The organism is Pseudomonas sp. LBUM1671 (assembly GCF_059695685.1).
In genome coordinates, this window is the sequence record NZ_CP166782.1 from 1,887,149 (window position 1) to 1,900,422 (window position 13,274).

Annotated in this window: 14 protein-coding genes; 2 read left to right on the forward strand and 12 right to left on the reverse strand. The window is 59.9% G+C overall.

Translation table 11 applies throughout. The features are described 5' to 3' along the window. Nucleotides 1-68: 68 nt before the first annotated feature. From ACA060_RS08570 to minC, 6 genes are all read right to left on the reverse strand, one after another. Nucleotides 69-1,358 (reverse strand): M18 family aminopeptidase, encoded by a 1,290-nt coding sequence (locus ACA060_RS08570; protein ID WP_497316603.1) that lies wholly within the window; start codon nt 1,356-1,358, stop codon nt 69-71. 76 nt (nt 1,359-1,434) lie between these two features. Beyond that, nucleotides 1,435-2,541 (reverse strand): hypothetical protein, encoded by a 1,107-nt coding sequence (locus tag ACA060_RS08575; protein WP_109628720.1) that lies wholly within the window; start codon nt 2,539-2,541, stop codon nt 1,435-1,437. 50 nt (nt 2,542-2,591) lie between these two features. After that, nucleotides 2,592-3,227, reverse strand: a complete 636-nt coding sequence (locus ACA060_RS08580) for an RluA family pseudouridine synthase (RefSeq protein ID WP_109628722.1) — start codon at nt 3,225-3,227, stop codon at nt 2,592-2,594. Nucleotides 3,228-3,409: 182 nt separating this feature from the next. Further along, nucleotides 3,410-3,664 (reverse strand): cell division topological specificity factor MinE, encoded by a 255-nt coding sequence (minE, locus tag ACA060_RS08585; RefSeq protein WP_007898843.1) that lies wholly within the window; start codon nt 3,662-3,664, stop codon nt 3,410-3,412. Beyond that, nucleotides 3,664-4,476 carry a septum site-determining protein MinD gene (minD, locus tag ACA060_RS08590; protein WP_109628724.1) on the reverse strand — a complete coding sequence of 271 codons (813 nt, stop codon included), beginning with the start codon at nt 4,474-4,476 and terminating at the stop codon, nt 3,664-3,666. Before minD ends, minE begins: the two co-directional genes overlap by 1 nt. A gap of 190 nt (nt 4,477-4,666) precedes the next feature. Beyond that, nucleotides 4,667-5,404: a septum site-determining protein MinC gene (gene minC / locus ACA060_RS08595; RefSeq protein WP_497316606.1), complete on the reverse strand. Its 738-nt coding sequence runs from the start codon at nt 5,402-5,404 to the stop codon at nt 4,667-4,669. A gap of 118 nt (nt 5,405-5,522) precedes the next feature. On the opposite strand from minC, the gene ACA060_RS08600 reads away from it, so the two are divergent. Together ACA060_RS08600 and ACA060_RS08605 are read left to right on the forward strand one after the other, a co-directional pair. Beyond that, on the forward strand, nt 5,523-6,455 hold the full coding sequence (locus ACA060_RS08600; RefSeq protein WP_109628726.1) for a lipid A biosynthesis lauroyl acyltransferase: 933 nt from the start codon (nt 5,523-5,525) through the stop codon (nt 6,453-6,455). Nucleotides 6,456-6,490: 35 nt separating this feature from the next. Then, on the forward strand, nt 6,491-7,663 hold the full coding sequence (locus tag ACA060_RS08605; RefSeq protein ID WP_497316608.1) for a patatin-like phospholipase family protein: 1,173 nt from the start codon (nt 6,491-6,493) through the stop codon (nt 7,661-7,663). Between the two features lie 116 nt (nt 7,664-7,779). Here ACA060_RS08605 and ACA060_RS08610 read toward each other — a convergent pair whose 3' ends face one another. From ACA060_RS08610 to ACA060_RS08635, 6 genes are all read right to left on the reverse strand, one after another. After that, nucleotides 7,780-8,565 (reverse strand): outer membrane protein OmpK, encoded by a 786-nt coding sequence (locus tag ACA060_RS08610; protein WP_497316610.1) that lies wholly within the window; start codon nt 8,563-8,565, stop codon nt 7,780-7,782. Then, the gene (locus ACA060_RS08615) at nt 8,562-8,939 is read right to left on the reverse strand and encodes a hypothetical protein (protein WP_497316612.1); all 378 of its coding nucleotides are present in this window, start codon (nt 8,937-8,939) and stop codon (nt 8,562-8,564) included. The genes ACA060_RS08610 and ACA060_RS08615 overlap by 4 nt, the downstream gene beginning before the upstream one ends. A 1-nt stretch (nt 8,940) precedes the next feature. Beyond that, nucleotides 8,941-9,726 carry an outer membrane protein OmpK gene (locus ACA060_RS08620; RefSeq protein WP_497316614.1) on the reverse strand — a complete coding sequence of 262 codons (786 nt, stop codon included), beginning with the start codon at nt 9,724-9,726 and terminating at the stop codon, nt 8,941-8,943. A gap of 113 nt (nt 9,727-9,839) precedes the next feature. Further along, complete coding sequence (locus ACA060_RS08625; protein WP_497316616.1) at nt 9,840-11,246, reverse strand: nucleobase:cation symporter-2 family protein; 1,407 nt, start codon at nt 11,244-11,246, stop codon at nt 9,840-9,842. Nucleotides 11,247-11,411: 165 nt separating this feature from the next. Beyond that, the gene (locus tag ACA060_RS08630; RefSeq protein ID WP_497316618.1) at nt 11,412-12,704 is read right to left on the reverse strand and encodes a urate hydroxylase PuuD; all 1,293 of its coding nucleotides are present in this window, start codon (nt 12,702-12,704) and stop codon (nt 11,412-11,414) included. 50 nt (nt 12,705-12,754) lie between these two features. Further along, nucleotides 12,755-13,258, reverse strand: a complete 504-nt coding sequence (locus ACA060_RS08635) for an ureidoglycolate lyase (RefSeq protein WP_109628737.1) — start codon at nt 13,256-13,258, stop codon at nt 12,755-12,757. Between the last annotated feature and the right edge of the window lie 16 nt (nt 13,259-13,274).

Here is a 13,274-nt window from a genome sequence, read left to right on the forward strand (position 1 = left end):
AGCCCAGCGGGGATAAATCCCCTCGCCACAGATGAATATCCTCACTACAGGTTGGTCGTTGGGTCGAGTTACGGCAATTCCTGGCAGGCGTAGAACGCGCTCAGCACTTTGACCAGGTGGGCCAGGTCATGGCTGCCGCACAGTTCGCGGATCGAGTGCATGGCGAACGTCGGCAGGCCGATGTCCACGGTGCGCACGCCCAGGTGGCTGGCGGTGATCGGGCCGATGGTCGAGCCGCAACCCATGTCGCTGCGCACCACGAAGCTTTGCACCGGCACTTCTTCGGCCATGCACAGATGGCGGAAGAACCCGGCGGTTTCGCTGTTGGTGGCGTAGCGCTGGTTGCTGTTGACCTTGATTACCGGGCCGGCGTTGAGTTTCGGGCCGTGGTTGGCGTCGTGCTTTTCCGCATAGTTGGGGTGCACGCCGTGGGCGTTGTCGGCCGAGACCAGCAGGGACTTCTGAATGGTGCGCACGAATTCGTCACCTTCAGGCAGCAGGCGACGCAAGGTTTGCTCAAGCATCGGGCCATCGGCGCCGCAGGCCGAGCAGGAGCCGACTTCTTCGTGGTCGTTGCACACCAGCACGCAGGTTTCGTCGGTTTCAGCGGTCAGCAAGGCTTGCAGGCCGGCATAGCACGACAGCAGGTTGTCCAGGCGCGCGCCGGCGATGAAGTCGCCGTGCAGGCCGATGATCGCAGCGCTTTGCGTATCGTAGAAGCTCAGCTCGTAATCGAGCACCACGTCGGCATTCAAGCCATGTTCCAGCGCCAGCTGATTGGTGAGCACGGCACGGAAGTCCACGCGCTCGTCACCGGCAAATTGCGCGAGGATCGGCGGCAGTTCGGTCTGGGCGTTGATGGCCCAGCCCATATTGGCTTCACGGTTGAGGTGGATCGCCAGGTTCGGGATGGTAGCGATCGGTGCCTTGAAGTCGATCAACTGGCTCTCGACCTTGCCGTCGCGGCGGAACGTCACGCGGCCGGCCAGGGACAAGTCGCGGTCAAACCACGGCGCCAGCAACGCACCACCATAGACTTCGACGCCCAGTTGCCAGAAACCCTGGCGCTGCAGTTCCGGCTGCGGCTTGACCCGCAGGCACGGGCTGTCGGTGTGGGCGCCGACCAGGCGAATACCGCCATGCAGCGGCGAATGACGGCCCATCTTGACCGCGACAATGGACGAGTCGTTACGGGTGACGTAGTAACGACCGTTGGCTTCGGTAGTCCAGGGCTCGCGCTCGTCAAGGCGCACAAAACCCGCCGCTTCCAGACGCTGAACAAGGCTGGCAGTGGCATGAAACGGGGTAGGGGAGGCCTTGAGGAAGTCGATCAGGCCTTGGTTCAACTCTTCGCGCATAAGAAGCTCCAGACAGCAGTGGGCGGGAGTTTAACGTATTGGCCGGGGCCTTTGGGCATGACGTGAGCCGGTCACGTCAGCTGGCAGCCTCTACCCGCTTTTTCAGGTACTTCATGATGATCCGCTCATCTTCAGGCTTTTCAGGCTTGGGCAATTGCCGGGGCCAGCCGTTCTGATGGGTCTCCAGCAGCTTTTTCTGTTGCGCCTGGTCCCAACGAAGGATCTCCCGCGAGGCACACTCCCACCATTCGTGGCGGCAGGCCGTGTAGTACGGGTGATCGGGCGCCGCGCTGCCGTAAAGCAGATCGCGGCCGACCTTGCGCAGGGCGCCACTCTGGTTGCGCAGTTTCCATTTGATTTTCAGCCGCTGCCAGGCCGAAGGGAAGGGTTTGACCCGTGGCACGTCCCGGCACAATTCAACCAGCTGCTGGCTGAACCGCTCGCCATGCTGAGAGAAAAAATACGCCTGCATCGCATGGAAAAAGCGTTTTTCCGCAAAGTAGTGATAGATGTATTTTCGGGCTTCATAAATCGGTTTGTCGCGCATGGCGAACGACAAGGCGATCTGCTCGATGGTGTGGATGTCGAAGCCGTCCCGGGTCCATTCGTCGATGTACTTGATGGACTCTTCGAACAGCCCGGCGTCGCGGTCGGTCACGCCACACAATCCGCTGTTGTACAGCTTGAAACCGTTGTCCGCAGTGACGCCGTGAGCGTGCAGGCAACCGCCGAGCTTCACGTATTCGGGGCGTTCACACACGTTCTGCCAGTCGTACTCGAAGCGATCCATCAAGTAGTGCTGCGGCTGGATCTGGTTGAAGATCAGGTTCGGATCGCTGGTGAACAGCGTGTCGGTATCGACGAACAGGGTTTTTTCCGCAAACTGCAGGCCGGCGGCAATCGCGCAGGCCTTGCGGCGATGGTGATAGCCGTTTTCGCCTTGCCACAGGGTCAGGGTTTCCTGGGTCAGCAAGACCGTTTCGACCGGCCAGCCGGCGTAGTCCTGAGGGCGATCCGTGAGGATGCGGATGCTCGGGAGCTTGCCGTTCTTCGCGTGGGACAGCGCGGTCAAGATACTGAATTTGGCTTCGCGCCGGTAAACGTCCTGGCTGCCATAGATCAGGTAGAGCAGTTGATTTCGGGTTTTCTTGACGGGTGTTGCCGGGAATTCGGTAAAGCTCATCGGGATGGGTATCCTTTTGCTAAAGCAGGCGACTGCGTGTCAGGCAGTGCTTAAAACGGTGCGGGGCATTCGAAGCGCAAGCGTTCACCGGTTTGCGGATGGGTGAAGCTGAGCATGCTGGCGTGCAGGCACAAACGCGGCCAGGCGGTCAGGGCCTGTTCGTGGGCATAAAGCCCGTCACCCAGCAGCGGGTGGCCGATGGAAAGCATGTGCACGCGCAACTGGTGGGAGCGGCCGGTGATCGGCGTCAGTTCGACGCGGCACCAATCGCCACAACGCTCCAGCACTCGCCAGAAGGTCAGGGCATGTTTGCCGAACTCATGGTCCACCACGTGGCGTGGCTTGGTCGGCGGATCGTAGCGCAAGGGCAGGTCGATGCTGCCGCTGTCCAGTTCCGGTTGTCCCCAGCACAGGGCGGTGTAGGCTTTTTCGGTTTCGCGGTCGTGAAATTGCCGAGACAGCTCGCGATGTGTGTCTGGGTCACGGGCCAACAGAATGATTCCGGACGTTTCCCAATCCAGGCGATGGACGATTCGCGCTTCCGGGTAGCCGTTTTCTTGCAGGCGAGTGATCAGGCAGTCCTTGTTGTCATCGGCCCGGCCAGGGACAGAGAGCAGCAGGGTCGGTTTATCCACCACCAGTACGGCGGCGTCCTGATGGATGATGCGGATGTTGGACAACGGCATTAAAACAGCCTCGTAACAAACGCCAACGGCGACTCAGGCCCCCGCACTCTGTAGGAGCGAAGCTTGCTCGCGAATGCGTCACCTCGGTCTATCAGATACACCGAGTTGCCTCTGTTCGCGAGCAAGCTTCGCTCCTACGGAGTGCATAAGAGCCTGCGCCGCCGTGGCTCCCGCTGGATCGACTAGCGATCCGGCAGGGTGATATTGAGTTCCAGAATCGAGCAGCTGCCCTGGTTTTCCAGCGCGACGTGCACGTCGTCGGACCCGATATTGACGTACTTGCGGATCACTTCCACCAGTTCCTTCTGCAAGGCTGGCAAGTAGTCCGGCGTACTGCGCTGGCCGCGTTCATGCGCCACGATGATCTGTAGACGCTCTTTCGCTACCGACGCGGTGCTGACCTTTTTGCTGGCACGAAAGAAGTCAAAAAGATTCATTATCTACCTCCAAACAGGCGCTCGAAGAAGCCCTTCTTCGTCACATCGAGAAAACGATGTTCCACGGATTTGCCCAGCAGACGATCAACCGCATCGCTGTACGCCTGACCGGCGTCGCTCTGGTCGTCGAGAATCACGGGCACGCCCGAGTTGGAGGCCTTGAGTACCGCTTGGGATTCCGGGATGACACCCAGCAGGGCGACCGCCAGGATTTCCTTGACGTCTTCGACGCCCAGCATTTCGCCATCACTGACACGCTGCGGGTTGTAGCGGGTCAGGAGCAAGTGTTCCTTGATCGGATCTTCGCCCTTTTCGGCGCGACGGGATTTGCTGGCCAGCAGACCCAGCATGCGGTCCGAGTCACGTACCGAGGACACTTCCGGGTTGGTCACGATAATCGCTTCATCAGCGAAGTACATGGCCAGGTGGGCGCCTTTCTCGATGCCGGCCGGGGAGTCGCAGACCACGTATTCGAAGTCTTCTTTCAACGCCATCAGAACTTTTTCAACGCCTTCCACGGTCAGCGCGTCTTTGTCGCGGGTCTGACTGGCGGCCAGGACGTAGAGGTTTTCCAGGCGTTTGTCTTTGATCAGGGCTTGTTGCAGGTTGGCTTCGCCATTCACAACGTTGACGAAGTCATACACCACGCGGCGCTCGCAACCCATGATCAGGTCGAGGTTACGCAAACCGACGTCGAAGTCGACGATCACTGTTTTGTGGCCGCGCAGTGCGAGGCCGGTACCGATAGCGGCGCTGGTGGTGGTCTTACCCACACCACCCTTGCCGGATGTAACCACTAGAATCTTGGCCAAGGTGTTTCACCCCTAAGGAAAAGGACTTTTAGCCCCTGAAAAACATCTCTTGAAAAACTACTGCAGTCGGACAGCCTTGGCTGGAATCCGGTCCAGAACAGCGATAAACACTGCGTTTGGCCTTTTTCCTACTTCGTTTGAGCCGTTTTCGCTACGTTTTAGAGATGCTTGGAAAATGCGGCAGTATCCGTTAAAGCCGAATGATGTTCAACACGTCACCTGACAGGCTGACTTGCACGCCCGCCCCCCACAAAGGGTCACGGCGCAAATCCTCGGAAACCTTGTAGTGGCCGGCGATGGAGACCAGTTCAGCGCTCATCTGCTGACAGAAAATCCTGGCTTTCGTGTCGCCTTTGACCCCGGCCAACACGCGACCGCGCATCGGACCGTATACATGGATGTTCCCATCGGCGAGAAGTTCCGCACCCGGGCTGACCGAGGAGATCACCACCAGATCGCAGCCCTGGGCATAAATCTGCTGGCCACCGCGTACGGGCGACGTGATGATTTTCGTCGGTTTGATGGTCGGCTCTGGCGGTTTTTCCGGCTTTTTCTTGACGGCGCCTTCGAGCGGATCAAGAGGACGCTCACGGGCGCCGGACGGCGGCAGCACCGGCAAATCCACCGCGATGGCGGCGGCGATGTCTTCGATGCGGCTGGCACGGATCGCCAGGGTGCGCAGGCCATGTTGGCGGCACACACGCATCACGCCCGGCAGATCAACGGCGCCTTCACTGGCCGGGAGTTTGTCCAGGGCCAGCACCAGCGGCGCGTTGCTGAAGAAATTGGGCGCCTGGGCCACCTTGGCGGCCAGTTGCCGATCAAGGTTCTCGAGGTCGTTGCGGGCCAGCTCCAGCACCGTAATGGCGAGCATGCTGCCCTTCAACTGGAACACGGGATCCTGGTCTTGCGGTTCGGTTTGGCTCATGGTCGGCATACAACGGCTTGTCACTAAAAGTGCCGAGACTTATAACGAGAACGCCCGCAAGCCGCAAGCCGGGTCGAACGATGTAGAATGCGCGGCCATTGTCTTTCCGGAACCTTTAATGGATCGCCCGCGTTTTCGAAAAACATTTCTTATGCCGCGTTTCTGGCCGCTGTGGTGTGGCTTGGGGCTGTTGTGGCTGATTGTTCAGTTGCCGTATCCGGCGTTGCTGTTTATCGGTCGCCTGCTCGGTGCACTGATGTATCGGCTGGCCGGCGACCGACGGCGCATTGCCAAGCGCAATCTGGAACTGTGTTTCCCTGAAAAGTCCGCCGACGAGCGCAAACGCCTGCTCAAGGAAAACTTCGCCTCCACCGGCATCGCTTTCTTTGAAATGGCCATGAGCTGGTGGTGGTCGCGCGAGCGTTTGGCGAAGCTGGCCCATGTCGAAGGCCTTGAGCACCTGAAAAAAGCCCAACGCGAAGGCAAGGGCGTGATCCTGATGGCGGTGCATTTCACCACGCTGGAGATCGGCGCGGCGCTGTTGGGGCAGCAGCACACCATCGACGGCATGTACCGCGAGCACAAGAATCCGTTGTTCGACTACATCCAGCGCCGGGGCCGCGAGCGGCACAACCTCGATTCGCTGGCGGTGGAGCGCGACGACGTGCGCGGCATGCTCAAGTTGCTGCGGGCCGGCCGCGCGATCTGGTACGCGCCGGATCAGGACTACGGCGCCAAGCAAAGTATTTTTGTGCCGCTGTTCGGGATTCAGGCGGCGACGGTCACGGCCACCAGCAAATTTGCGCGGCTGGGCAAGGCGCTGGTGGTGCCGTTCACCCAGGAGCGCCTGGCGGACGGCAGCGGTTATCGGTTGATGATCCATGCGCCGCTCGAAGGGTTCCCCGGCGAGACCGAAGAAGCCGATTGCATCCGCATCAATCAGTGGGTCGAAGGCGCCTTGCGCGAGTGCCCTGAGCAATACCTCTGGGCCCATCGCCGCTTCAAGAGCCGTCCACCGGGCGAGCCGAAGCTGTACAAGAAACGCGCTTGAGTCACCCATCCCTTTAAGCACCATGGAGTGTTGCGATGAGTCCTGCTGAACCGGTTACAGGGTTGATTCTTTCCGGCGGCGGGGCTCGGGCGGCGTATCAAGTGGGCGTGCTGGCGGCGATTGCCGAGTTACTGCCGGTGGGCGCAGACAATCCGTTCCCGGTGATCGTCGGCACCTCGGCCGGGGCGATCAACGCGGTCAGCCTGGCCAGTGGGGCGATGGACTTTCGTGGCGCGATTGAGCGCCTGACCGCTTTCTGGCAAGGCTTTCGCAGTCATTTGGTTCTACGCAGCGACTGGCCGGGCGTGATCCATCAGGCCAGCCGCTTCGTCAGCCACAGCTTGCTCGGCATTGGTGCTCAGGTTCCGGTTGCCTTGCTCAACAGTTCGCCGCTGCGCGGGTTGCTCAACGACAAATTGCACATGAACGGCATTGCCGAGGCCATCGCCCAGAAGCAGTTGCAGGCGGTGGCGGTCACGGCGTTCGGTTACGAGTCCGGGCAGGCCGTCACGTTCTATCAGGGCGGCGGCACCATCGATGCCTGGTTGCGCCATCGGCGGATCGGCGTGCCCACGCAATTGACCGTCGACCACTTGCTGGCCAGTTCAGCCATTCCGCTGTTGTTCGCGCCGGTGAAAATCGGCGAAGAGTATTTCGGCGACGGCGCGGTGCGCCAATCAGCGCCGATCAGCCCGGCCCTGCACCTGGGCGCCAGCCGGGTGCTGGTGGTGGGCGTCAGCGGCAACCCGCGTGGCGTCGACCCGGAGCAGCCACTGCAACGCGCCTACACCGGTCAGCAGCCGACCCTGGCGCAGATCGGCGGGCACATGCTCAACAGTACGTTCATTGACAGCCTGGAAAGTGACATCGAGTTGCTGCAGCGTCTGAATCAGTTCAGTCACTTGTTGCCCGATGGCACGCCGACCCGTGCGCTGGGCGTGGCGCCGGTCGAGGTGCTGGTGATTTCGCCGAGTCAGCCGATCGATGAAATCGCGGCGCGGCATCGGCAGGAATTGCCGGCGGCGTTGCGCCTGTTTCTGCGCGGGCCGGGGGCGACCAAGACGAGTGGGGCGGGGGTGCTGAGTTATCTGCTGTTCGAGGCGGGGTATTGCAGCGAATTGATTGATCTGGGGCGGCGGGATGCGTTGGCCAAGCGCGAGGAGTTGTGCCGGTTTCTGGGGTTGTCGGAGCCGGTGGCTACGGCCTGAGAGCTGCGGTGTTGCTATCGCTAGCAGGCTAGCTCCCACAGTGGATCTTCAGTGTCATTCAGATCAACTGTGGGAGCTAGCCTGCTAGCGATGGCGTCCTTACAGACGCCGCCGGATCAGAAGTGAACCTTGACCAGGAAGCTGGTCACGCTCTGATCAGTCTTGAAACCCTGGCTGTCTTCGATGCCGTACTTGTTTTTCCAGTAGTCATACTCGACGCCGACGTACAACTGCTTTTCGCCCAGGTTCAGTGCCTTGCCCAGGTCGTATTTGACCTGCGGATTGAAGTGCAGGTTGGCGTGATATTCGCCCTTTTTGTTGACGTCGTTGTCGACCACCCAGTCCATGAAACCGTCGATCAGGATGTTCGAATCGCCAACGGGAATGGTGTAGGACCAGACCGGTGTGATCTGCCAGATATCATCACCCGGACGGTCGCCTTCGGTGTGACGGTTGTAGAAGTTCAGCTGGAAGTAGTCGAAACCTGGAATGGCCAGGTCGAAACCAGGACCGATCAGGTAGGACTCGGTATCGTCTTCACCGAACTCATACGTCATGGCCAGCAGCACGTCTTTGACTGGGCCGAATTCGAGTTTCTGGTCGAAGATCTTGTTGAACGACAAGCGTGGGCTGAACTCACCGTAGTAGGTGTTCTCACCGGCGAAGGCGTCTTCCTTGCCGTTGTAGAAGATCTTGTCGATGAAGAAGAAGTTGTCGCCGTATTTCCAGCCATCGGCGTGTTCGAAAGTCACAGTCTGCTGAATGCGCGGGTTGACCTGGAAGTCCTTGCCATACAAGTAAGTCAGGCTGTTGTCCTGCCATTGCAGCAAGTCGCCGGCCATGGCCTGGCCCCCGGCCAGCAGCGATCCCGCGAGCATCAGGCTGGTGCACATACGTTTCATTCGGTTGCTCCCAAAAAGTAGTAGTTCCACGTTATTTTTCTAAGGTCGACGCTCTGGTGTGGCGCCTTTTTCTGTAGCGGTAAAAAATCATCCATTCGGTCAGCTTCAGTGCTGTTAGCAAGAGCTGCGCCAAGGCTTTCAAAAAACCAAAAAACTCCCGCTCGGCTGCTCAAGAGCAGTCGATTGAGAGGGGGGTTGGAGTGCCTTGGAACCGTCCAGAGCCGGGATAAGTTGGCTTTCTGGTCAGGAATTAAATCCGGGCTTTTTTTTAAAGCGGATTCAGGCGGCCGCGGAGAATACTGACTCCTTGGCCAGGTCTCAAGTGCCCCGCAACAGCGCACCGACGACAGGTTTGGAGCACGGTTGCGGGCCATCTTAAAAGTGCACCTTCACCAGCAGGCTGGTGGTGTTTTCATTGGTGTCGAAGTTGCCGTTGTTTTCGATGCCGTACTTGTCTTTCCAGTAGCTGTACTCGACGCCGACGTACACCTGTTTCTCCCGCCAGCCGAGGGCTTTGCCCAGGTCGTACTTGATCTGCGGATTGACGTGCAGGTTGGCGTGGTAGGTGCCGTGTGAGTTCTGGTCGTTGTCCACGACCCAATCGATGTAGCCGTCGATCAACAGGTTCGAGTTGCCCAATGGCAGGGAGTAGGACCAAGCCGGCGTGATCTGCCAGACATCGTCGCCAGGGCGCGAGCCTTCGGTCTGGCGATAGTAGAAGTTCAAGGTGAAAAAGTTGAAACCTGGCACCGCGAGGTCGAAGCCGGGGCCGATCAGATAGGCCTCGGTGTCGTCTTCGCCATTCTCGTAGGTCATGGCCAGCAACACGTCCTTGATCGGGCCGAATTCGAAACGGCGGTCGAGGATTTTGCCGAAGGAGAGGCGCGGACTGAACTCGCCGTAATAGGCGTGAACGCCTTTGTTCCGGTCTTTCTCGCCGTTGTAGTAAGTGCTGTCGACGAACAGAAAGTTGTCGCCGTACTTCCAGCGGTCGGCATGCTCAAAGGTTATCGTCTGCTGGATCGACGGGTTGACCGCGAAATCCTTGCCGTACAAATAGCTCAGGCTGTTGGTCTGCCACAGCAATAAATCGCCGGCCATGGCCTGGCTTGCGGCCAGGAGACTGCCGCCCAACAGCAGGTTTTTCTGTGTCCGAATCATCTGTTGCTCCCTCTTGTTTTTATTGTTTGAGGCACAGGCAGCCCCAACCTGTGGGAGCGAGCCTGCTCGCGATGGCGTCGGTTCAGTCAACATTGATGTTGAATGTGATATCGCTATCGCGAGCAGGCTCGCTCCCACAGGGGGCTTGTGGCGCTGGTGGGTGAGTGCGGGTGAGCGTGGCAGTCGTTGATCGCCGCACGTTCGCGGCCGCCAAGAATGTTGAACAGCAGGTTCAGCGACAGCGCACTCAGCGTCGCCATCGCAATACCGCTGTGGGTGATCGGACTCATCCACAACGGCAAGTGCGCGAAGAACTCCGGACGCACCACCGGGATCAGTCCCATGCCGATGCTCACCGCCACCAGCAACTGGTTGCGACGATCACCGATGTCGGCTTCCTGGAGAATCTTGATCCCGGTGGCGGCGACCATGCCGAACATCGCAATCGCCGCGCCGCCCAGCACCGCCGGCGGAATCGATGCCACCAGGAATGCCGCTTTCGGCAGCAGGCTCAGCAGCACCAGCAAACCACCGGCAACGATGGTCACCGAACGGCAACGCACGCCGGTCATCTGCACCAGGCCGATGTTCTGCGCGAAGGAGGAGTGAGTGAAGGTGTTGAAGAAACCGGCGAAGAACGAGGCGCCGGCATCACACAGCAAGCCGCGACGCAGCATCCGTGGGCAGACTTCCTGGCCGGTGATTTTGCCCAGGGCGAGGAACATCCCGGTGGACTCGACGAAGATGATCACCACCACCAGGCACATGGACAGGATCGGTGCGAGTTCAAACTTGGGCATGCCGAAATGCAGTGGGGTGACGATCTGCAGCCATGGCGCATCCGCCATGCCGCTGAGGTCGACCATGCCGATCAGCCCGCAAATCACGTAGCCGAGGCACATGCCGATCAGCACGGAAATATTGACCCAGAACCCGCGCATGAAGCGGTGGACCAGCAGGATGGTGGCCAGCACCAGCGCGGCGATGGCCAGGTAAATCGGTGAGCCGAATTGAGTGGCGCCAGCACCGCCGCCCGCCCAGTTGACGGCCACGGGGAACAGCGACAAACCAATCGAGGTGATGACCGTGCCGGTCACCAGCGGCGGGAAGAAGCGTACGACTTTGGACATGAACGGGGCGATGATCATGCCGAAGAAACCGGCGGCGATGGTCGCGCCGAAGATCCCTTGCAGGCCGATGCCCGGCATGCCCGCCATGGCGACCATGCTGCCGACGGCGGCGAAACTGGCACCCATCATCACCGGCATACGGATGCCCATCGGGCCGATGCCCAGCGATTGTACGATGGTGGCGATGCCGGCGACCATCAGGTCGGCGTTGATCAGGAAGGCGATTTCTTCACGACTCAGGCCGGCGGCCTGCCCGATGATCAGCGGCACCGCGATGGCTCCGCCGTACATCAGCAGAACGTGTTGCAGGCCGACCAGGATCAGTTGCAAAAGGGGCAATCGCTGAATAGCGGGTGCGTCGGGGATGCGCGCTTTGGATAGCTCGGACATGCAACACCTCGGATCTTTTTTATTCTTGTGATTTTGTGCATCAGGGGGACCGCGGCGCGGCCGTTCGCGGGCAAGCCTCGCTCCTACAGGTATTGGGTCGGTCGCATCATTTGTGAACGACATAAATCTGTAGGAGCGAGGCTTGCCCGCGAAGCTTTTCAACGATTAGTTGGTGGGGGCTCCCTGAACAATCCATGCACCGATCAGGTCACGTTCCTGCTGGGTCATCTGGGTGATGTTGCCCAGTGGCATGATCTGGGTGGTGACGGCTTGCGCCTGGATCCGCGCGGCGTTCTGACGGATCTGCTCGGGGGTGTCGAACATCACACCGCCCGGCGCGGCACTGAACAGCGGACTGGTCGGTTTGGCCGAATGGCACACCGAGCAACGTTCCTGGATCACACTGTGCACCTTGTCGAAACTCGGGCCGGCGTTTGACGCCTGGACCGGTGCTTCAGCAGGTTTCGCAGCGGCAGGTTTGGCACCACCACCGACGGCGGTTTCCGGCAGCGGCTGGTACTCGATGGTGCCAGGAGCCTTGGCCACTTCAGGTGCGCTCGGCATTTGCGCCGGGCCAGTCACGTAGGCCAGGCAGATCATGCCAACAGCCGCGACAGGCAAGGTCCAGGCGAACTTGTGGCTGTCGTGACGGGTGTTGAAGTAGTGACGCACCAACACCGCCAGCACCGCGATCCCGGCCAGGATCAGCCAGTTGTATTGGCTGCCGTAGGTGCTCGGGAAGTGGTTGCTGATCATGATGAACAGCACTGGCAAGGTGAAGTAGTTGTTGTGACGCGAACGCAGCAAGCCTTTGGCCGGCAGCGCCGGATCGGGCGTGCGGTTCTCGGCAATCGCCGCCACCAGGGCGCGCTGCGCCGGCATGATGATGCGGAACACGTTGCCGACCATGATGGTGCCGATGATCGCGCCGACGTGCAGGTACGCACCACGACCGCTGAACACCTTGCTGAAGCCGTAAGCAGCGCCGATGATCAGCACGAACAGGATGAAACCAAGCAGGGCAGGGCGTTTGCCCAGGGCCGAGTCGCAGAGGAAGGAGTAGACGAACCAGCCGACGAACAACGAAGCAATGCCCAGTGCGACCCCTTCAGGGCCGGTCAGGCTGCTGCCGGGTGCCAGCAGGTACAGCGTCGGATTGGAGTAGAACACCACGCACAGCAGCGCGATCCCCGACAGCCAGGTGAAGTAGGCTTCCCATTTGAACCAGTGCAGGTTGTCCGGCATGGTCGGTGGGGCCAGTTTGTATTTTTCCAGGTGGTAGATACCGCCGCCATGGATCGCCCACAGATCGCCGGCCAGACCGCTTTTCGGGTTGACCCGATTGAGGTTGTTTTCCAGCCAGACGAAATAGAACGACGCACCGATCCAGGCCACGCCAGTAATCATGTGAACCCAGCGCACGCTCAGGTTCAGCCATTCCAACAGATGTGCTTCCACAGTCTTTACCTCTCGCCTGTCACTCTGTTGTCGAGTGATCAGACCTTCTCTTATTGGTGGGGGGCAAGGATCAAACGCTCATCCTCTTTGAAAAAATGCTCATCGCAGTTATTGCCTGTGCCACTGCGATCAACCACCAGGAAGTCATCCCGCTTTTCGATCGTCAGCACCGGATGGTGCCAAACGCCGCGATGGTAATTAATGCCCTGCCTGCCGTTGGTGACGAAGGCGCGGACCAAGCCTGATACAGGTTCATCGCCAAGTGGCGCGACCACGATCAGAAAGGGGTTGCCGAGCAGCGGAATGAAAGCCTGGCTGCCCAGCGGGTGACGCTCCAGCATGCAGACGGTCAGCGGCATGTCCTGCGCGTCGGCGCGGAAGATGCTGATGATCGCGTTGTCCTCTGGCGTGGCGGTTTGCACCGTCGCCAGTTTATGGAAGCGCATGGTCGAACCGTTGTTGATCATGAAGTGATCGCTGCCGTCGGTTTCGATCACGTCACCGAAAGGGGCGAAGGCTTCTTTGGTCAGCGGTTCAATCGTCAGTGTGCGCATGCTGGTCTTCTTACCT